The organism is Bacteroides fragilis, assembly GCF_019583405.1.
GTDB classification, from domain to species: Bacteria; Bacteroidota; Bacteroidia; order Bacteroidales; family Bacteroidaceae; genus Bacteroides; species Bacteroides fragilis_B.
On record NZ_SZUU01000001.1, the window covers coordinates 357,688 to 377,701 of the forward strand.

A 20,014-nucleotide genomic window follows, 5' to 3' on the forward strand; every position below is an offset into this window, starting at 1 on the left:
AAAATTAATATTCTATTAACGGAAACCGAATTCTTTCGTAAAGTTTTACGTTAAATTAACGGAGGGATAGATAACTATATTTATTGATTATCTAAAATAGGAGGAACACAGAGATACGTTCTACCAATATCGAAAATGATATGTGGATTTTACGTTCTCTGTGTTTCGTGTCATAACTTTCTATTCATTTTCAACCGCTTCTTTCTTATTTTTTTCTGAGATCAGCAACAGTTTGTCTCCTACGTGTAATTTTAGTGTGCCGTTGGGGATAAGAAATTCATCACCACGTTTTACGATCATTACTAAAGTACCTTTGGGCAAATTCATATCTTTCAGAGTGTCCGCCTCATTCAACATTTCCGTAGTGATGGTCATATCCGAAAGATCAGTATCTATTTCTTCCGGAAGTTCTACACCAAAGTCATTTCCGGTCTTTTCGAGTGGAGTGGACAGATGTAACAAGCGGGCTACAAACGAGACACTTGTTCCTTGCACAATTAATGAAACGATTGTAATGAAGAATACGATATTGAAAATCATATTCGATCCTTCCACGTTTGCCACGACCGGATAAGTTGCAAAAATGATGGGCACAGCTCCCCGCAGACCTACCCACGAAACGAATAAACGCGATTTCAAAGTGATTTTTCGGAAAGGTAACAGACAAAGGAATACGCTTAATGGTCGTCCGATAACGATCATGAATACTCCGATAAGTAATGCTACAACAGCAACTTCAAGCATTTCGTGCGGATTGACAAGTAGTCCCAGCATGAGGAACATGATGATTTGGAATAACCATGTGAGTCCGTCCATAAACGTTGCAATTTCTTTCCGAAAGGTTATTTTATGGTTACCTACCATCATACCGGCAATGTATACAGCCAAATATCCGTTGCCGCGGAGCAGGTCGGTTATGGCAAAAGTAAAGAATACAAATGACAATAACAGAATGGGATAAAGTGACTGGTTATCGATATTTATTTTATTAAGAATCAGTATTGCCAGCTTTCCCAGTATATATCCGGCGGCTGCGCCTACCAGAAACTGGATGATGAATGAGCCGATAATGGTGCCTGTACCCATACCATCCGATTGGATGAACTGTATCAGGACAATGGTCAGCATATAAGCCATCGGGTCGTTGCTTCCGCTTTCCAGTTCAAGCATGGGACGCAGGTTATGTTTCAGATTCATCTTCTGTGAACGGAGGATAGCGAATACAGAGGCGGAATCGGTGGACGACATGGTAGATGCAAGCAGTAGGGAAGTAATCAGCGGGAAATGGATATTCGTCCAACCCATTCCGGAAAGGTACCAAATGAACAGACCTGTAAAAAGAGCTGTGAGGAATACTCCTACAGTAGAAAGTACAATTCCCGGTGACAGGATGGGACGGATTTCTTTGAACTTAGTATCCATACCACCGGAAAACAAGATGACGCTAAGAGCTACCATACCTATAAATTGAGCGACTTTGGCGTTGTGGAACTGTAGTCCCAGACCGTCGCTTCCGAAAAACATGCCTACGAGAAGAAATAATAATAAAGCGGGTACTCCGAAACGATAGCCGGTTTTTCCGACAACAATGCTAACGAATAGTAAGATAGAACCAATGAGTAGAATGTTTTCTGCGGTAAATATCATAAGCAATGAGTGCTGAAGGTTATTAATTTGTTATTTTACATTTCACTGTGCGAAGTTACTTAAATTATGTAACAAATAGAAATCCTCTTTGGATGTATTTATGTCCCAAATTGCCGTAAAATAGTTTAAAAATGTTATTTTTGCAGCCAAAATAATATCATTCTATATCTATATGGATTCAAATCATCTTTCTCCTTTACGTAAGGGCGTGGTAGGAGTACAGTTTCTTTTTGTGGCTTTTGGCGCTACTGTTCTCGTACCTTTATTGGTCGGACTTGACCCCTCTACAGCCTTATTTACGGCCGGTATCGGTACACTTCTTTTTCATTTGGTAACAAAGGGGAAAGTTCCTATCTTCCTGGGCAGTAGCTTTGCGTTTATTGCTCCCATTATTAAAGCAACCGAATTATACGGACTCGCCGGCACGCTTTCCGGAATGGTGGGGGTTGCATTGGTATACTTTGTCATGAGTGCTTTGGTCAAATGGCAGGGAATCAGACTGATTGAACGCCTGTTCCCTCCGGTGGTTATTGGTCCGGTAATTATCTTGATCGGGCTTTCACTTGCCGGAACCGGAGTCAATATGGCAAAAGAAAACTGGACTCTTGCATTACTTTCATTACTGACTGCCGTGGTTGTATCTATCCGTGCTAAAGGATTATTGAAGCTAATACCTATCTTTTGCGGAATTATCGTGGGGTATGTTGCCGCATTGGTCTTTTATGATGTCGACCTGTCGGGAGTGAGAGATGCAGCATGGTTGGGCTTTCCGCAGTTTGTATTTCCTAAGTTCTCCTGGGAGCCTATTTTGTTTATGATGCCGGTAGCGATTGCTCCGGTGATAGAACATATCGGTGATGTGTATGTAGTAAATACTGTAACCGGAAAGGACTATGTGAAAGATCCCGGATTGCATCGAACGCTCTTGGGAGATGGTTTGGCCTGTCTTTGTGCAGGCTTGTTGGGAGGTCCTCCTGTGACTACATATTCGGAAGTAACCGGAGCGATGTCACTTACCAAGGTGACAAACCCTCAGGTTATACGAATTGCTGCGGTCACGGCAATTCTGTTTTCAGTGATCGGCAAAGTCAGTGCTTTGCTAAAGTCTATCCCTTCGGCTGTATTGGGAGGAATCATGCTGCTTCTTTTCGGTACGATCGCTTGTGCGGGAATTGCCAATCTTGTCAATAATTGCATTGACTTGAGCCGGACGCGCAATATCATAATTGTTTCTCTGACCTTGACAATAGGTATAGGCGGAGCCGTGTTGACATGGGGAGAGTTTTCATTGTCAGGAATCGGTCTCGCCGCATTGGTAGGAGTAGGGTTGAACCTGGTGCTCCCGAGAGAAGAGTGATAAACGATGAAGGGTAAACGATAAACCGGTTGTGTGCCATGGGCAAGAGTCCTCCGTTTATCGTTTACTGTTCATCATTTACCGTTCATATCATGCCAGGAACCTTGCAATATCTTCGTCCGCTGTGCTGATACCTCCGATTCCGAAGTTATCGATCAGTACCTGTTTTACGTTAGGTGATAAGAATGCAGGAAGTGTCGGTCCCAAATGAATCTTTTTCACCCCAAGTGCTAACAAAGCCAGCAGAACAATAACGGCTTTTTGTTCATACCACGCAATGTTATAAACGATTGGCAGATCATTGATATCTTTTAGTCCGAATACTTCCTGCAATTTCATAGCGATGATAGCGAGCGAATAACTGTCATTACACTGTCCGGCATCCAGTACTCGGGGAATGCCGTTGATGTCTCCTAAAGGCAACTTATTATATCGATACTTGGCACATCCTGCTGTCAGGATCACTGTATCTGCGGGAAGTTTCTCTGCAAACTCTGTGTAATAACTGCGACTTTTCATTCGGCCGTCACATCCGGCCATGACGAAGAACTTGCGGATAGCACCGCTTTTTACTGCTTCTACCACCTTATCGGCCAATGCGATTACTTGGGCATGGGCGAATCCGCCTACAATCGTACCGTTTTCTATTGCTACCGGTGGTTGGCAACGTCGTGCATGTTCAATGATGATGGAGAAGTCTTTGGGCTTTCCGTCTTTACGTTCGGGGATGTGGATAGCACCTTCCAAACCGGTAGCTCCCGTTGTGTAAATCCGATCTTTATAAGTGGCATTCGGGCGTGGTGGAACGATGCAATTGGTAGTGAAGAGGATGGGACCGTTGAAACTCTCAAATTCCTCTTTTTGCTTCCACCAGGCATTGCCGTAATTTCCTACTAAATGCTTGTATTGCTTCAGCCGGGGATAATAATGTGCCGGCAACATTTCACTGTGGGTATAAATGTCTATACCGGTACCTTCTGTTTGCTGTAGCAATTCTTCTATATCTTTCAGGTCATGCCCGCTGATAAGGATACCCGGATTGCTCCGGACGCCAATATTCACTTCAGATATTTCCGGATTTCCGTAATGATTGGTGTTGGCAGTATCAAGCTGGGCCATTGCCTGTACCCCATAATTTCCGGTAGTGAGTGTGAGGGTTATCAGTTCAGCTACCGTAATATCTTCGCGGGTCAGTTCTGCCAGTGCATGTTGCATAAAAGCAAATATTTCCGGGTTTTCGTATCCTAAGTTATAGGCATGTTCTACATATGCCGCCATACCTTTAATGCCATAGTGAACCAGTTCTTTCAGTGAACGGATGTCTTCGTTCGGAGTGCGAAGTACGCCTACAGTTTGGGCTTTTTCTTCAAACTCTGATTCATCGCCATACCAGGTACATTCATCGGGGACGGACTCGATAGTAACCTGACTACCTAAATCTTTTTTGAGTTCGAGGCCCTTCTTTATTTTTTCAATAATGGCCCGTTTGTCAAAATTGGCGTTTGTAATAGTGACAAACAAGGCATCGAAGATGAACTTATCTGCCTGGGCAGAAGAACGTCCTTCTTTGCGTAATGCCTCGTTGTAGACTGCGATTCCGCGTACAACAAAAAGCAAGAGGTCTTGCATATTGGCTACTTCGGGAGTTTTCCCGCATACTCCGCTAAGGATACAGCCTGTACCTTTTGCGGTTTCCTGACACTGATAACAGAACATACTCATAATTCTTACGTATTAATTGGTTTCTTAATTGAAGGCAAAGATAGGTGTAGGATTTGAGGTAGTTCTGTAACCAATGTTACAAACAATAGAAAAAAGATTGGAGATTTTATTGTATCAACTGCATTAAATCTTCTTTTCTCAGGATATACACTAATTTCCGGTCTGTTCTGATCAGGCCATCATCCTGCATGTGTGCCAGTTCGCGTGCCAGTGAGGGGCGTGACACTCCGAAATAATCGGCCAATTCTTGCTGTGAGCGATCGAGTAGTATAGGATTTCCCTCCTGCTGTTTTGAAATCCGGAGTAGGTACGAGGCCAGTTTTTGCCGGATCGTCTTGAAAGACATAAAAAATAGTTTGTCGGCAAGTGTCCGGGCATAATTGGCCGAAAGGTTCATATAGTTTTCTAAGAATCTCTCATTTCTCCGGAATAGCTTCAGTACACTTTCTTTAGGAATTTCAAAAATCTCAGTAGCTTCGTTTGCTGTGACCTCTACCGGGTAACGATTGTCGGCACCAAACAAGAAAAGTGGGGCTATCGCACGAGGGGCGATAATATCTTCCACTTTAATCAGCCTGCCCGAATAATCGATCATTTCTCCCCGGACACTGCCCTTTAGCAATATCATCAGTCGGTTGCATACGTCACCTTGTCTGGCAAGAATGTCACCTTTGCGGAACATACGGAGGTGAGAAACGATTCCGTCAAAGTCACGGGATAGCGTTTCGGGCGAAATTCCATGGAATAAAGGGTTGTTAGCAAGATAGGTCATGGCTTTAAAGATTGAATTGATATATTATTAATAACAGGAATCTTTTCTCATTGTTTGCCGGCAACTGTTGCTATTGCGTTGCTAATAATACTGATATGGCATTTTGGAAACAATGGTTTTACTTAAATTTCAGCACAAATTTAGTTTCTTTACCCGGTAATAAGGTGATGCTTCCTCCGGACAGACGCATGATCTGGCGAGAGATACTAAGTCCGATGCCGCTACCTCCCTCTTTGGTCGTAAAGAATGGGATGAAGATATGGTCTGCTATTTCCGGGGGAATGACGGGACCATTGTTCTTGATTTCTATCAGTACCTCTTCCGAATCGTTACAGCGGGCACTGATTTCTATTTTTCCGTCAGCTTGTGTACCAATAGCTTGAATTGCATTTTTGAGCAGATTGATGACAACCTGTGAGATTAGATTTTCATCGGCATAAACAATTAAGTCGGCAGGAGAAATATCTGTATGAAACGTGATGTTTTTGCAAGTGTTCTGATGCCGTGCCAGTTCTACCATGCGATCGATGAAGGCTTTTACATAAAACAAAGATGGTTCGGGAGTGGGGATACGGGTAAAACGTCGATAAGACTCTACAAAAGCTAATAACCCTTTCCCTGTAGTGCTGATGGTCTGGAGACCACTGCGTATTTCTTCGTCATGGGCATCGGAAAGTGAGAGCAGGGTATCGCTCAGTGAAGTGATGGGAGTTACCGAATTCATTATTTCGTGAGTCAATACACGCGTCAGGCGTATCCACGAATCAATTTCCTTTTCGTCCAATTCGCTGTTGATGTCGCTGAGGGCGAGGATGCGTAAATGTTCTTTGCGTATTGTAATATCCGATACGCGAATGGAAAGATTGACTGTGCCCCGTTCATTATTAAAAGTAATCTGTAGTTTTTCTCCGGTACGGCAGAATTCCACCTTTTGCATCAATGTCACATCTACTTTACTCAGTTGGCGGATGTGAGTGAGTACATTCAATCCTAACAGACGGAGTGCTTCGTTATTTTTTTGATAGATGGCTCCATTATCGTTGAGCACTAATACTCCTGTGTTTATACAGTCAAGAATAAGTTCATAGTACTTCTCTTGTTGTGCCGTTTCCGATTTTACATTATATAATATGTGTCCCACCCGGTTCAGTGCACGATTGATGTCCCGGGTTTCGGGTGTGGTTTTTTCTTCCGGGAAGTGAATGGCATTGTCGTTGTTCTCAAGCGCATCGATCATGAAAAGAACCCGCTTGGTATGGATGCGGTATAGAGATAATTGCCACCAGATGCTGAAGATTAAAAAACAGAGGCTCAATATCATCCAAACGAAGTCTCTGTTTGAGTAAAACAGAGCCGCTGTTATGGCAAAACAGAGGCTCACTCCGAGGCGGAACCAATATCGTTCGGTAAGTAGTCTGATGTGAGTCTTCATAAGCCGAACTTTTTCATCTTATTGTATAGTGTCTGGCGGGTGATTCCCAATTGGGAAGCTACTGCCGAAAGGTTGCCTCCGCATTTATCCAATGCCTTCCGGATCATGGCTTTTTCCATCTCCTCAAGTGTGGAAGCTTCGGTTTGCTGTATTTCTGTTTTTTGTACCAATTGAAACATTTCAGCAGGTATCGAATTGCCGTCACAGATGATGACTGCTTTTTCGATGGCATGTTCCAGTTCCCGGATGTTACCGTACCAGGAGTGTGCGGTCAGCTTTTCACAAGCAGATGCAGTCAGGCTGATGGGAGCTTTGCCGTATTGTTTACAGAAACGTGTAATGAAGCGTTCGGCCAGTGGGACAATATCTTCCCTGCGATTACGCAAAGGCGGAATCTCTACATGAATGGTGTTGATACGGTAAAGTAAGTCTTCGCGGAACTCTCCTTTATCAACCATTCCCTGTAGATTCCGGTTGGTAGCACAAATCAGCCGGATATCTACAGGAACAGGTTCGTTACTACCTACCCGTACGATACTTCTTTGTTGGATGGCTGTCAACAGTTTGGCTTGCAGGTGGTAGGGGAGGTTCCCGATTTCGTCAAGAAAGAGAGAACTATGGTTGGCTGCTTCAAATTTACCCGTGCGGTCGGCATGTGCATCGGTAAAAGAACCTTTCACATGTCCGAAAAGCTCGCTTTCGAATAAAGACTCGGTAATTGCCCCCATGTCTACGGAGACCATCGTTTCTTTATAACGGGATGACAGGGCGTGAATCTCCCGGGCGAGCATTTCTTTTCCGGTGCCGTTTTCTCCCGTAATCAATATGTTGGCATTGGTTGTAGCTACTTTTTCTACCAGCATGCGAAGTTGTTGCATAGCACTGCTTTCACCCCAGTACATGGCAGCTATAGAAGGATTTTCTTTCTTTCGGTTCTTCTTTTTGCCTTCTTTGGCCTGTGAAGCAGCGTTTAGCAGAGTCTCGACTAACTTTTGGTTATCCCATGGCTTTACGATAAAGTCGGTAGCGCCTTCTTTGATACCTCGTACAGCTAAATCAATATCGGCGTATGCGGTGAAAAGTACTACCGGAAGATTGGGGTATTGGCGTTTGATTTCGTGCAACCAGAATAGGCCCTCGTTGCCGTTGTTGATGCCGGAAGTGAAATTCATGTCCAATAAGACGACTTCCGGATTTTCTTCTCTCAGAACAGATGACAAGCTGACTGGTGAAGAGAGGGTGATGGCTTTCGAAAAATGATTTTTCAGTAATAGCTGCACTGCTGTCAGTACTCCTTTGTTATCGTCGACAATGATAATGGTTCCCATTTAGAAGATTGAAATTTAATTGTTAGCGGCAAAGTTAATAACAATTCTCTATTACAGAGGATCAAAATGAATCTAAATCCGGGAAATATCTTATTATCTCCCCTCCTGACAGGAGAAAGAGGGGAGATAAAATTTTATCTTTTGTTTATGTCATTATAGCCACTGGAATTTTAATCCGAAAGATAGGCTTAAATAGTCACGTGCCCGTAAGTAACGGTTTGTGGCACGGCTTATCAGCAGCAAGTCGCAAGTACTCAATTCATAAAAGAGTGTGACAGACTTGGTAAAGAAACGACGGTCTTTATCTATGTTATAGGTTAACCGTTGTCCCAAAAAGATGTGGGTACGGATTTTGGAAGAGAAGCCATAGTACCCTTCCGGATAGCGGCTGGGTTCTTTTACCCAGAACTCGTGTCCGAATACCGTATTAAAGTAGAGCCCGCATGACAGAGGTTCCGTAGAAAAGCCTTTCCCCAACTCAAGACTCCAAGGCATATAGTTTTGCTTGAGGGTCATAGTCAGTTTCGTGCGATGTGAGTCATGTTTGGGAATAAATCCCAGAAAAAGGTCGGTTTCCCACTGATCCCTCCGTCCGTAATCCCATCCGGTTCCGAAAGAGAACATGCCCATATTTCCGGCAAACTGTATTTTATTGTGAGTCGGTATCAAAGAGTTCCATCCTTTCCGGAAACGGTGGATGCGTTTATCATATTTGCTGGGCTCCGATTTGGAGACCAGAACAGTATCTTTGGTTTCTTCTTCATCACTTTTGTCTGCCTGTGCCAAAGCGTCTTCCGGACAAGACAAGAATAGTGCCAATACAGTGTAAAGAGTGTATTTAAAATTCAACCACTTCATAATCATATCCTTCAGGTTTTATGGTGAATACTAAATAACTGCGGTTTTTCATACAATTGCTGCCGTAATACATTACTCCGTCCTCAAATACATCCGAAGCACTGATACGATGCTCATGGGCTACAGTACAGAATTGCAGGGCTGGAAATTGACGTATATACATTTGAAAGATCTTGGCTACATTGTTATTAAACTGGTCGCACAAAGGGCGGGCATGCATGCAAAATACCGTCTTGTCAAACTCGTCCGAACGTTCTGTCAATTCCGCTTCGATAAAATTGAAATCCGGAATCGGATCCGAGTAATCATATTCCATTGCATTCGTATTGAGGCATACAAACTTTACTCTTCCTGCGATAAATGAAAAATTAGTATCTCCAAATATCTTCCTGAATGCTTCTTCTCCTGTTCCCAAACAGTCATGATTACCAATCAAAGCGACATACGGCACATTTAGTTTGTTCATGATATCTCTTTGCCATAGAAATTCGTCTGTTAGTCCGAAATCGCTCAGATCTCCTCCATGCACTACAAAGTCGATGTCGTTTCGTTTATTTACGGCATTTACAAAGTCTACTGTCTCGTCATACCATCGTTGCGAGTCACCCATAGCTATAAAGCGGATAGTGGTCTTATTCAGACATTTGGCTTCTATTTTCTCAATGTTTTTGTTATTAATATCTCTTTCGCCTTTGATTTTGACATCGTAGGGATGGTAGTCTATCATGTCGCAACCGGTAAGTAACAAGCAAGAGAGAAAGATTCCGATCATTCCTTTTTTCTTATCCATAAACTATTCTTTTGAATTGAAAACTCGATGCAAAGTTAGAGTTTTCTTCTCGATAAGCAAATATTGTTGTCTAATAAATAGACAGCAGTGTCTAAGAATTAGACAGGTAGAATGAATATGGTGAAATGTAACGGTTTGATTGTCAATAGATAAATTCTCTTGGCACGCTTTCTGCTTTATAATAGATAAATAACTTTATAATTATTGGGTTACTTCTGTTTTTCTAAAATAATAATATACAGACAGAGATATGAGACAACTTTACTACACTTTCCGGACTCTTCTTAATAGGCGGGGTTTAAATTTGGCTAAAATTATTTCGTTGACCTTGGGATTATTTATGGGGATACTGCTTTTTGCACGGGTTACTTTTGAATTGAGTTTTGACAACCATTATTACGAGGCTGATAAATTATGTGCCGTCAATGTTACAGTGCATTATAAGGATGGTGAAAAGAAAGGTCCTTACCCGACAGTGATGGCTCCTGTTCCGGCTGCTATTAGTGAAAACTTTCCCGAAGATATTGAATCGGCTACAGTGGTGCGTGTGCAAAGTCGTAGTAATGCTTTGTTCAATGGAAGTACTCGTTTGGAGCCTAAGGTCATTCTTGCCGATTCTCTTTTTTTTCGGACGATGGGTATTGAGATCCTAAAAGGTAACCCGCATGAACTGGGTAATCCGGAAACCATGTTCATTTCCGAGAGTTTTGCCCGAAAAGCATTTGGCAATGAAGATCCGATAGGGAAAGTACTACTTTATAAACGTTCCCTTCCCATGACTGTTAAAGGTGTCTATGCGGATATTCCGGAGAATAGTTCTTTACGTCATGATGTGGTAATATCTTTTGCTACCATCATAAAGCATGAGTGGGAATGTGTCAGCTGGACTTGTGGCGATAGCTTCGAAGGATATATTCGCCTGAAAGAGGCCGGCAGTTTGGAGAAAGTGAACTCTCGGATAGATAAGGTGATTGAAAAGTACTTGCCGTTCGATCTTGAAAATGACGGCTTTGGAATGCGCTATTCACTTCAACCGATCCGTGAAGTTTACGCAGAGACTCCCGTTGTACATAAAATGATAATGATTATGTCCTTATTGGGATTTGTTATCCTTTTTATAGCTGCAATGAATTATGTTTTGATTTCTGTTTCGTCACTTGCAAGTCGTGCCAAAGCGATAGGTGTACATAAATGCAGTGGAGCCAGTGGCGAAAACATCTTTTCGATGTTTCTTTGGGAGACAAGCATTATCATTTTGGTATCTTTGATATTGGTCGGCATCTTGGTTTTAAATTTTGATGAGCAAATAGAGGATATTGCTTCCGCTTCTTTAAGTTCTCTTTTTGCATGGAGAACTCTCTGGGTACCTGTTTGTGTCATTCTGGTTCTGTTTTTATTTGCCGGTATCATTCCCGGTTATCTATTTTCCTCTATTCCTGTCACTCAGGTGTTCCGACGTTATACTGAAGGGAGGAAAGGTTGGAAACGGTCTCTGCTTTTTGTACAGTTTACCGGGATGACTTTTATTCTTGGTGTATTGTGTGTGGTTCTAATACAGTACAATCGGATTACAACCAAACCTTTAGGGTATAATGCTGACGGAGTGGCTTTCACTTATCACAGCTTTGATGATCCGGAATCTGCTTTGGATAATCTCCGTCGTTTATCAATGGTAAAAGATGTTGCTGTCTGTTGGTCAAACATAACTTCCGGTTATAGCGGTCAGCCTGTTGCTGATGATAACGGAGCGGTTGTATTCACAGCACGTCTGAATGTTTGTTCATATAATTATGCTCCGTTTATGGGGATTCGTATTAAAGAAGGGAAGAATTTGGATGGTCCCAATCAAGTTCTGGTAAATGAAAAGTTTGTAAAATCTGTCCATTGGACTGATGGGGCTGTGGGCATGAGATATGAGGATTTTACAGTTGTGGGAGTGATGGAAGACTTTCCGGTAAGCAGTTATTATGATGAATTAAAACCGGTGGTATTTATGGGGCAACAGGATGTGAATGATTGTTATCACGTCCGGCTCAATGCACCTTACGAGGAAAATCTTCGTCTGCTTAATAAAACAATAAGAGAAATGTATCCTACTGAAGATATTGTATTTATATCATTACAGAAAACCATTGATAACCAATATTTAAGCGTACTTCGCTTTCGCAATGCCGTGATATTGGCTTTTATTGTTATCTTGCTGATTTCACTGATGGGACTGATAGGATATACTAATGATGAAGTACGTCGTCATAGCAAAGAAATAGCTATTCGTAAGGTGAATGGTGCCGAAGCTTCCCATATATTAAAATTACTTTCCAAGGAGGTCGTTTGGGTAGCTCTGCCAGCCGTATTGTTAGGTGCTACAGGAGCCTATTTTATGGGTATTCATTGGTTGGGACAATTTACCGAACAGATTCATTTGAAGGTATATTGGTTTGTACTGATTGCTTTGGCTATAATGGCTGTAATTGTGATTAGTGTGATGATAAAATCCTGGCACATAGCCAACGAGAATCCTGTAAAGAGTATAAAGAATGAATAAACAAAAATAAACCGATTAAAATAAAAAGAATTATGATACAAATTAATGATCTTAGTAAAGTTTTTCGTACTTCTGAAGTAGAAACCGTAGCGTTAAACCATGTGAGCCTGGATATAGAGGAAGGTGAGTTTGTTGCCATTATGGGACCTTCCGGTTGCGGCAAGTCTACGTTGCTCAATATTTTGGGATTACTTGATAACCCGACAGAAGGTTCTTATCAGCTGATGGGCCAGGAGGTAGCCGGTCTTCAGGAGAAGGAGCGTACGCGGGTACGTAAGGGTAAACTGGGCTTTGTTTTCCAGAGTTTCAATTTGATAGATGAACTGAATGTTTACGAGAATGTGGAACTTCCTCTCACTTATCTGGGGTATAAGGCTTCCGACCGGAGAAAAATGGTAGAGAATATGCTGCGCCGGATGAATATTAGTCATCGTGCCAAGCATTTCCCACAGCAACTCTCCGGTGGACAACAACAACGTGTGGCTATAGCCCGTGCGGTAGTAACTAATCCGAAATTGATCCTTGCTGACGAACCTACGGGAAATCTCGATTCTAAGAATGGTGCGGAGGTAATGAATTTGTTGACCGAATTAAATAAAGAGGGAACAACAATTATTATGGTGACCCACTCCCAACATGATGCCTCGTTCGCCCATCGCACGGTACATCTGTTCGATGGCAGTATTGTGGCGAGTGTAACTGTTTAATAAAAAGGATCATACGATGAAACAATTCTATTATACCATTTTGACATTGATTCGCGGACGTGGAAGTAATGTCATTAAAGTAATATCTCTGACGTTGGGGTTATTAGTGTCTATTATTTTATTCTCTCGAGTTGCTTTTGAGCTTAGTTATGATAACTTTTTTCAGGATGTGGATGATCTTTACATCGTAAAAACGGAGTGGGTTGAGAATGGAGTGATTAAAGGGAATGCCGGAGTATATACATTGATTCCGGTAGCCTCTACCATTGCTGAGGAATTTCCGGAAGAGGTAGAAAGTGCAGCTTTTTCGAGTTTGTCTTTCGGAACTACTTTAAAGATAGGTAACCGAAAGTTGAATAGGTCTTTCATTTTATCTGACTCTCTTTATTTTCGTACCATGGGGATAGAAGTTATTAATGGCAATCCGAATGATTTGACCAACCCAGATGTGGTTTTTCTGTCACAGTCTGTTGCACGAGAAGTATTTGGTGAAGAGGATCCTATAGGAAAAACCTTACATCTGATGATTTGGGGCACTCAAGTTGAAGCTTTGGTGAGAGGAGTTTATGCCGATCTTCCGGATAATGTATCGCTGGAACGTCACGAAATGGTTCTTTCTTTTGCCAGCCATAATAAATATGGTTGGGGACGTTCGGGTTGGACGAGTGGTGGTAATTATAATGCTTTTATCCGCTTAAAAGACGGAGAAAGAAGCGCTGATGTTATCAATGCCGGTATTGATAAGGTGATTGCAAAGCACATTCCTCCTGAAATGAATCTGCATTTACATATGTTTGTAGTACCTTTACGTACTATTCATTTGGAGCAATCTAATGTGCGGAAGACAATTTTAATAATGTCTTTATTGGGTTTTGCCATCCTTTTTGCCGCCACTATGAACTATGTACTTATTTCTATTTCTTCACTTTCTCGCCGGGCAAAAGGGATCGGCGTTCACAAGTGTAATGGTGCGTCTGATAGTGCTATACTTTCGATGTTTATATATGAAACAGCTTTGATTATAGGGATCTCTCTGCTTTTCATGGTAGTACTTTTATTCCAGTTCCAGGAAAAAATTGAAGAATTGGCGGGAGTGTCGTTATCATCCCTTTTCACTTGGCACAATCTATGGGCTCCATTGTCGGTAGTTGCCTTTTTGTTTATTATTGGAGGTGTATTGCCGGGAAAAGTTTTCTCTTCAATTCCGGTAACGCAGGTTTTCCATCATTACACTAAAGGGAATATGGGTTGGAAGCGGACACTTCTATTTATAGAATTTGCAGGAGTAGCTTTTATTTTTGGATTGATGTGTGTGACTTTTTTTCAGTTCCATTATATTACAAATAGAGATATGGGGTATCGACCGGAACGTATAGCATCTTGTTGGCATAAGTTTGCTGAGCCGGATAATGCACGTAATAATTTGAAATCGTTGCCTTATGTAGAAGGGGTAGCCACTGCTGAGGGAGGTATGATGTGGCTTGGGAACCGACAGGTGACTGATGAGAACGGGAATGCTCTTTTTACTCCCCGTTGCGGTATATTTGACAGGGATTTTGTCCCGCTTATGGGGCTTCGGCTTAAGGCCGGACAAAACCTCACTGGTGAAAGGCAGTTTCTGGTCAATCAACCCTATGTAGAAAAGATGGGTTGGACGAGTAGTGGCGTTGGTGAAATAATTCCTAATCGAGGAACGGTGGTAGGAGTACTCGCTCCTTTCTGTTTTGGTACGCTCCCACCTGACTATGAACCCATAGAAATTGAATGGGGGACTAATTTAGTGAATATGCATGTGCGTCTTAAAGAACCTTTTGCTGATAATCTGCGTATGTTGAATAATGAAATGAAAAAGATATATCCACAAGAAGAAATAGAGTTCACCTCTTTGGAGCGGGATTTGGAAAGGGGATATCGTCCCACAATGATATTCCGTGATACTACTATATTGGCATTTATAACGATTCTGTTTATCACTTTGATGGGATTGATCGGGTATACGAATGATGAAGTTCGCAGACGTGGTAAAGAGATAGCTATTCGTAAGATAAATGGCGCCGAAGTAAGTTCTGTTTTGCTTTTGTTATCTAAAGATATCTTCTGGGTAGCTATTCCTTCAATTGCTATCGGTACATATGGAGCTTACTTGGTGAGTCAAATATGGATAAGCCAATTTCGGGATACGGTATGTATAAGTATAGGCTGGTATGTAGCAATAGCTATTTGCCTATTGGCTTTTATCATTATATGCATTATTTGGAAATCCTGGCATATCGCCAATGAAAATCCGGTGAATAGTATTAAGAGTGAATAACAAATAAAATAAATTATGATACAGATTAATGACATTAGTAAAGTCTTTTGTACTTCTGAAGTAGAAACCGTAGCGTTAAACCATGTGAGCCTGGATATAGAGGAGGGCGAGTTTGTTGCCATTATGGGACCTTCCGGTTGCGGCAAGTCTACGTTGCTCAATATTTTGGGATTACTTGATAACCCGACAGAAGGTTCTTATCAGCTGATGGGCCAGGAGGTAGCCGGTCTTCAGGAGAAGGAGCGTACACGGGTACGTAAGGGTAAACTGGGCTTTGTTTTCCAGAGTTTCAATTTGATAGATGAACTGAATGTTTACGAAAATGTGGAACTTCCTCTCACTTATTTGGGTATAAAATCTTCTGAACGGCGTCAGATGGTAGAAGATATGCTGCGCCGGATGAATATTAGTCATCGTGCCAAGCATTTCCCACAGCAACTCTCCGGTGGACAACAACAACGCGTGGCTATAGCCCGTGCAGTTGTGACTAACCCGAAATTGATTCTTGCTGACGAACCGACGGGTAACCTTGATTCCAAGAATGGTGCGGAGGTAATGAATCTGTTGACCGAATTGAATAAAGAGGGAACAACAATTATTATGGTGACCCACTCCCAACATGATGCTTCATTTGCCCATCGCACGGTGCATCTGTTTGACGGTAGCGTGGTGGCAAGTGTAAAGGCTTAATAAAGATCAATATGCTAAGACACATATATTATACCATTCGGACCTTAGTCCGTGGACGCAGTTCAAATGTCATTAAGATTATTTCGTTAACTTTGGGACTGTTTGTCGGACTTCTACTGTTTGCCCGGGTCGCGTTTGAACTGAGTTATGACCATTTTTATCCGGAGTCAAGAAACCTGTTTCTGATACAGGCTTCTTACTCCTATGAAGGAAAGCAGGAGAAGCCAAGTCCTTATATTTATGGTGCAATGCCTGCTGCTATCCGGGAGAACTTTCCTGATGAGGTGGAAGAGGCTACTGTGCTGCGTAATGTTGGTCAGCAAATATTTTTTAAAGGAAACGAACGTTTTGATCAACAGCAGACTATTTATGCAGACGATCACTTCCTCCCAACTATGGGGGTAGAAGTGTTGAAAGGGAACAAAGCTGATTTAGTGGCTCCCGACGCTATTTTCATTAATGAATCATTGGCACGACGTGTTTTTGGTGATGCAGACCCTATCGGGCAAACCATGTTATGGGAAAAGAACTATCCAGTCACTGTACGGGGAGTATTTGCCGATCAGCCGGAGAATACAGATCTAAAATATGATGTAATCGTATCGTTCGCCACTTTATATAAGCGGATGGGAGAGGATCGTGCCGGTTGGGGATATGATATCAGTTACATGGGGGTGGTTCGTTTCCATAATGATACGGAAGCTCCTGAAAGGGTTGCCGGACGGTTACCGGAAATGCAGAAAAAGTATCTTCCGCAGGGGAAGGATGGTTTTTCTGAAGAGTATTCTTTTCAACCTATATCTGAGTACCACAGTAGTCAGCCGGAGGTTCGAAAAATGGTGCTTATCATGTCGGTTCTTGCTTTTGCCATTTTATTGATAGCTGCTTTGAACTATGTATTGATTTCCGTATCGTCCTTGGCACGTCGTGCAAAAGCAGTGGGAGTCCATAAATGCAGTGGGGCCAGTGATGGTAACATATTCGGTATGTTTTTATGGGAAACCATGTTTATTATATTGTCTGCACTCGTATTGGTCGGCCTGTTGATTCTGAATCTTAGAGAACTGATTCAGGATACGCTGAACGCCTCGGTCGGTGCACTTTTCACTTGGGAGACCTTATGGGTGCCTTTGCTTGTGATAGCAGTTGTTTTCTTCGTGGCAGGAGTGATACCCGGATATATGTTTTCGTCTATTCCGGTGAGTCAGGTTTTTCGTCGTTATACCGAACGGAAGACAACCTGGAAGCGCCCGTTACTTTTTGTTCAGTTTGCCGGAGTACCTTTTGTCTTTGGTTTATTGGCAGTCGTATTGCTTCAATACTATAGTGTGATGAATCGTGAGTTGAATTATAATCCTGAACGGATAGCTGTTGCGAGGTGTTACTTCAGCGATGACGAAGTTGATAATGCCCGTTCTGATATACGTCGTTTGCCGATGGTAGAAGATGTTGCTTTTGCCTGGTTTCCTATTTCCGATTACTATAGTGGTTTCAGTGTCTACAACAGTACAGGAAAGTTGCTTTTCGATGCACATACTTCAATGTGCGATTACCACTTTTTGTCAATGATGGGAGTTCAGCTTATTGATGGTAAAAATTTTGATTCTCCCAAACAGGCTATTGTAAATGAAGAATTTGTGCGGAAGATGCATTGGGAAGACAGTGCGGTAGGTAAACAGGTCAATATTGGGACTTCTCTTCCTGTTGTGGGAGTCGCAAAGGATTTTCCGATACGAAGTGCATATACTCCTCAGGATATAGTGATGTATATCAGCAGTCCCTTTGCTTCCGGAGCTCCCCATGTACGTTTGAAAGAACCATTCGATCAAAATTTGAAAGCTCTCAATCAAAAGATGGGAGAACTGTTTACTACGAAGGATATTGTGTTTATCCCTTTGCAGGAAATAATCGATCAGCAATACGAAGCGATTCGTCGTTTCCGCGATTCGGTAATCATTGCTTCTATTTCCATCCTGCTGATTACCTTGATGGGACTTTTCGGCTATACTAACGATGAAGTCAGTCGTCGTAGTAAAGAGATTGCGATCCGTAAAGTGAATGGGGCTGAGGCCGGAGATGTTTTGCAACTTCTTTCAAGAGATATTTTCTGGACAGCCTTGCCTGCTGTACTATTGGGTGCAGCAGTAGCCTGGTTTGTCGGTGGCAAATGGCTTGAGCAGTTTAGTGATGCCATTGTTCCCAGTGCCTGGTTATACCTCAGCATAGCATTGGTTGTGTTGCTGTTGATTGTTGTCAGCGTAATGCTGCGGGCATGGAAAGTGGCCAACGAAAATCCGGTGAACAGCATTAAATCTGAGTAATGTTTCAAGACTATAGGACAGAGGCTCGATTTCACTGAAACTGAGCCTCTGTCGTATCTATACCAAGCCTCTGTTTCATAGGGTTAGAGGCTCTGTCCGGATGCTTTCTCTTTTACCTTTTTAATATATACCATCAAAATCACTACCGCTGTTATGAAAGCCAATCCGTCAGAGACAGGCATACTGATCCATACTCCCTTTACACCGTATAAAGGGGGAAGCAAAAGTAATCCCGGAAGCAGGTATACTAACTGGCGTGAGAGTGACAGGAAGATACTGATCTTAGCCATCCCTATACTTTGGAAGAAGTTTGATATAACGATTTGTGCACCTACGAACGGGAACATCAGCGTGCAAATGCGTAGTCCGGACGATGCCATGTCAATCAGTTCATCGCTGTCGGTAAAGATAGCCGAAACTGTATGCGGAAAAAGTTCACAGATAACGAAGCCGCTACTCGTAATCAATACACCGACGATGATACCCAGACGAAGCGTATGTTTCACGCGGTCAATCTTCTGTGCACCATAATTGTATCCGACGATGGGTTGCATTCCCATTGTTAATCCCATAACTACCATCACATACAGCATCAGCAGGCGGTTAATGATACCGTAGGCACCGATGGCCATATCACCACCGTATTTTTGCAAACTATTATTAATGAGGATGACGATGATACATGCCGTGACATTCATGGCGAAGGGAGACATTCCTATAGAGAAAATGCTGCCGATGATGCGTTTCTTCATCTTCCAGAAGCCCGGCATAAAATGGACGAAACTCTCTTTGTTACGGAAGTGGTTTACTACCCATACCATTCCGATAAACTGTGACAGGACTGTAGCCATGGCAGCTCCCCGAATTCCCCAACCGAAATGGAAAATGAAAACAGGGGCGATGATAACATTCGCTATAACCGTTACCAATGATGTCAGCATTGCCTTTCTCGGATATCCGGTGGCACGCATCACGTTGTTAAGTCCGATCATGGTATAAGTGATGGGAGTTCCCAAAAGAATTACCTGCATAAAATCGCGGGCATAGGGAAGTGTACCGGTACTGGCACCGAAGAAAAACAATATCGGGTCCAGAAACAGATAAGCCAGTCCGCCGAACAGGACTGCATTCGTCAGGCAAAGCATTAATGTATTTCCCAGGACATCGGTTGCTCCTTTGATGTCTTTTTGCCCCAGGCGTATGGATGAGATAGTGGAGCCTCCTGCCGAAATCAGCACACAGAAAGCCACGACCAGATTCATTAGCGGAAAAGTAATGGCCAGTCCAGAGATAGCCATGGGACCGACACCGTGCCCGATGAAAATACTGTCGATGATATTATAAAGTGACGTAATAGTCATTCCGATAATGGCCGGGATGGAGTATTGTAACAGAAGTTTGCCAATAGGTTCTGTACCCAGTATACGAGGATCGGTTTGTTGTGCCATATAGTGAAGCGTTACATATTTTTAAGTGCAGCAAAGGTACAAATAATTTGCCTGATTCGATGATTATTCTGAACTTTGCCCATAGA

The 20,014-nt window shown here is 42.5% G+C and carries 14 protein-coding genes; 6 read left to right on the top strand and 8 right to left on the bottom strand.

The window, feature by feature from the left end; all coding sequences use genetic code 11:
• Positions 1–180: 180 nt before the first annotated feature.
• Complete coding sequence (locus tag FDF36_RS01460) at positions 181–1,647, bottom strand: potassium/proton antiporter (RefSeq protein ID WP_220390056.1); 1,467 nt, start codon at positions 1,645–1,647, stop codon at positions 181–183.
• A gap of 172 nt (positions 1,648–1,819) precedes the next feature.
• On the opposite strand from FDF36_RS01460, the gene FDF36_RS01465 reads away from it, so the two are divergent.
• A complete protein-coding gene (locus FDF36_RS01465; protein WP_005777463.1) occupies positions 1,820–3,004 on the top strand; it encodes a uracil-xanthine permease family protein in 1,185 nt (394 codons plus the stop codon).
• 90 nt (positions 3,005–3,094) lie between these two features.
• Here the strand turns inward: FDF36_RS01465 and hcp are convergent, their stop codons facing one another.
• The 6 genes from hcp to FDF36_RS01495 form a co-directional block, all read right to left on the bottom strand.
• Positions 3,095–4,726, bottom strand: a complete 1,632-nt coding sequence (hcp, locus tag FDF36_RS01470) for a hydroxylamine reductase (RefSeq protein ID WP_220390057.1) — start codon at positions 4,724–4,726, stop codon at positions 3,095–3,097.
• A gap of 106 nt (positions 4,727–4,832) precedes the next feature.
• A complete protein-coding gene (locus tag FDF36_RS01475; RefSeq protein ID WP_005777467.1) occupies positions 4,833–5,498 on the bottom strand; it encodes a Crp/Fnr family transcriptional regulator in 666 nt (221 codons plus the stop codon).
• A gap of 118 nt (positions 5,499–5,616) precedes the next feature.
• Positions 5,617–6,930, bottom strand: a complete 1,314-nt coding sequence (locus FDF36_RS01480) for a sensor histidine kinase (protein ID WP_220390058.1) — start codon at positions 6,928–6,930, stop codon at positions 5,617–5,619.
• Entirely contained in the window at positions 6,927–8,258 is a 1,332-nt protein-coding gene (locus tag FDF36_RS01485; RefSeq protein ID WP_220390059.1) for a sigma-54-dependent transcriptional regulator, read from the bottom strand. Before FDF36_RS01485 ends, FDF36_RS01480 begins: the two co-directional genes overlap by 4 nt.
• A gap of 153 nt (positions 8,259–8,411) precedes the next feature.
• A complete protein-coding gene (locus tag FDF36_RS01490) occupies positions 8,412–9,122 on the bottom strand; it encodes a hypothetical protein (RefSeq protein WP_220390060.1) in 711 nt (236 codons plus the stop codon).
• Positions 9,097–9,906, bottom strand: a complete 810-nt coding sequence (locus FDF36_RS01495) for a metallophosphoesterase family protein (protein ID WP_005820090.1) — start codon at positions 9,904–9,906, stop codon at positions 9,097–9,099. Before FDF36_RS01495 ends, FDF36_RS01490 begins: the two co-directional genes overlap by 26 nt.
• Before the next feature lie 304 nt (positions 9,907–10,210).
• Here FDF36_RS01495 and FDF36_RS01500 point away from each other — a divergent pair, with 304 nt between their 5' ends.
• Genes FDF36_RS01500 through FDF36_RS01520 form a run of 5 tightly spaced genes read left to right on the top strand, consistent with a single transcriptional unit; the run spans position 10,211 to position 18,480 of the window.
• Positions 10,211–12,451 carry an ABC transporter permease gene (locus FDF36_RS01500; RefSeq protein WP_259281344.1) on the top strand — a complete coding sequence of 747 codons (2,241 nt, stop codon included), beginning with the start codon at positions 10,211–10,213 and terminating at the stop codon, positions 12,449–12,451.
• Between the two features lie 32 nt (positions 12,452–12,483).
• On the top strand, positions 12,484–13,158 hold the full coding sequence (locus tag FDF36_RS01505) for an ABC transporter ATP-binding protein (RefSeq protein ID WP_005777480.1): 675 nt from the start codon (positions 12,484–12,486) through the stop codon (positions 13,156–13,158).
• Positions 13,159–13,174: 16 nt separating this feature from the next.
• Positions 13,175–15,469 carry an ABC transporter permease gene (locus FDF36_RS01510; RefSeq protein ID WP_220390062.1) on the top strand — a complete coding sequence of 765 codons (2,295 nt, stop codon included), beginning with the start codon at positions 13,175–13,177 and terminating at the stop codon, positions 15,467–15,469.
• 15 nt (positions 15,470–15,484) lie between these two features.
• Positions 15,485–16,159 carry an ABC transporter ATP-binding protein gene (locus FDF36_RS01515; protein WP_220390063.1) on the top strand — a complete coding sequence of 225 codons (675 nt, stop codon included), beginning with the start codon at positions 15,485–15,487 and terminating at the stop codon, positions 16,157–16,159.
• A gap of 11 nt (positions 16,160–16,170) precedes the next feature.
• The gene (locus FDF36_RS01520; RefSeq protein ID WP_032539340.1) at positions 16,171–18,480 is read left to right on the top strand and encodes an ABC transporter permease; all 2,310 of its coding nucleotides are present in this window, start codon (positions 16,171–16,173) and stop codon (positions 18,478–18,480) included.
• Between the two features lie 83 nt (positions 18,481–18,563).
• Here FDF36_RS01520 and FDF36_RS01525 read toward each other — a convergent pair whose 3' ends face one another.
• On the bottom strand, positions 18,564–19,928 hold the full coding sequence (locus FDF36_RS01525; RefSeq protein ID WP_220390064.1) for an MATE family efflux transporter: 1,365 nt from the start codon (positions 19,926–19,928) through the stop codon (positions 18,564–18,566).
• Between the last annotated feature and the right edge of the window lie 86 nt (positions 19,929–20,014).

Excerpts from the sequence above, each read along its gene's own strand:
- FDF36_RS01495 (WP_005820090.1), bottom strand. The coding sequence starts at position 9,906 with ATGGATAAGAAAAAAGGAATGATCGGAATCTTTCTCTCTTGCTTGTTA.
- FDF36_RS01525 (WP_220390064.1), bottom strand. The coding sequence starts at position 19,928 with ATGGCACAACAAACCGATCCTCGTATACTGGGTACAGAACCTATTGGC.
- FDF36_RS01515 (WP_220390063.1), top strand. The coding sequence starts at position 15,485 with ATGATACAGATTAATGACATTAGTAAAGTCTTTTGTACTTCTGAAGTA.
- FDF36_RS01510 (WP_220390062.1), top strand. The coding sequence starts at position 13,175 with ATGAAACAATTCTATTATACCATTTTGACATTGATTCGCGGACGTGGA.
- FDF36_RS01465 (WP_005777463.1), top strand. The coding sequence starts at position 1,820 with ATGGATTCAAATCATCTTTCTCCTTTACGTAAGGGCGTGGTAGGAGTA.
- FDF36_RS01520 (WP_032539340.1), top strand. The coding sequence starts at position 16,171 with ATGCTAAGACACATATATTATACCATTCGGACCTTAGTCCGTGGACGC.
- FDF36_RS01505 (WP_005777480.1), top strand. The coding sequence starts at position 12,484 with ATGATACAAATTAATGATCTTAGTAAAGTTTTTCGTACTTCTGAAGTA.
- FDF36_RS01490 (WP_220390060.1), bottom strand. The coding sequence starts at position 9,122 with ATGATTATGAAGTGGTTGAATTTTAAATACACTCTTTACACTGTATTG.
- FDF36_RS01485 (WP_220390059.1), bottom strand. The coding sequence starts at position 8,258 with ATGGGAACCATTATCATTGTCGACGATAACAAAGGAGTACTGACAGCA.
- FDF36_RS01475 (WP_005777467.1), bottom strand. The coding sequence starts at position 5,498 with ATGACCTATCTTGCTAACAACCCTTTATTCCATGGAATTTCGCCCGAA.
- hcp (WP_220390057.1), bottom strand. The coding sequence starts at position 4,726 with ATGAGTATGTTCTGTTATCAGTGTCAGGAAACCGCAAAAGGTACAGGC.
- FDF36_RS01480 (WP_220390058.1), bottom strand. The coding sequence starts at position 6,930 with ATGAAGACTCACATCAGACTACTTACCGAACGATATTGGTTCCGCCTC.
- FDF36_RS01460 (WP_220390056.1), bottom strand. The coding sequence starts at position 1,647 with ATGATATTTACCGCAGAAAACATTCTACTCATTGGTTCTATCTTACTA.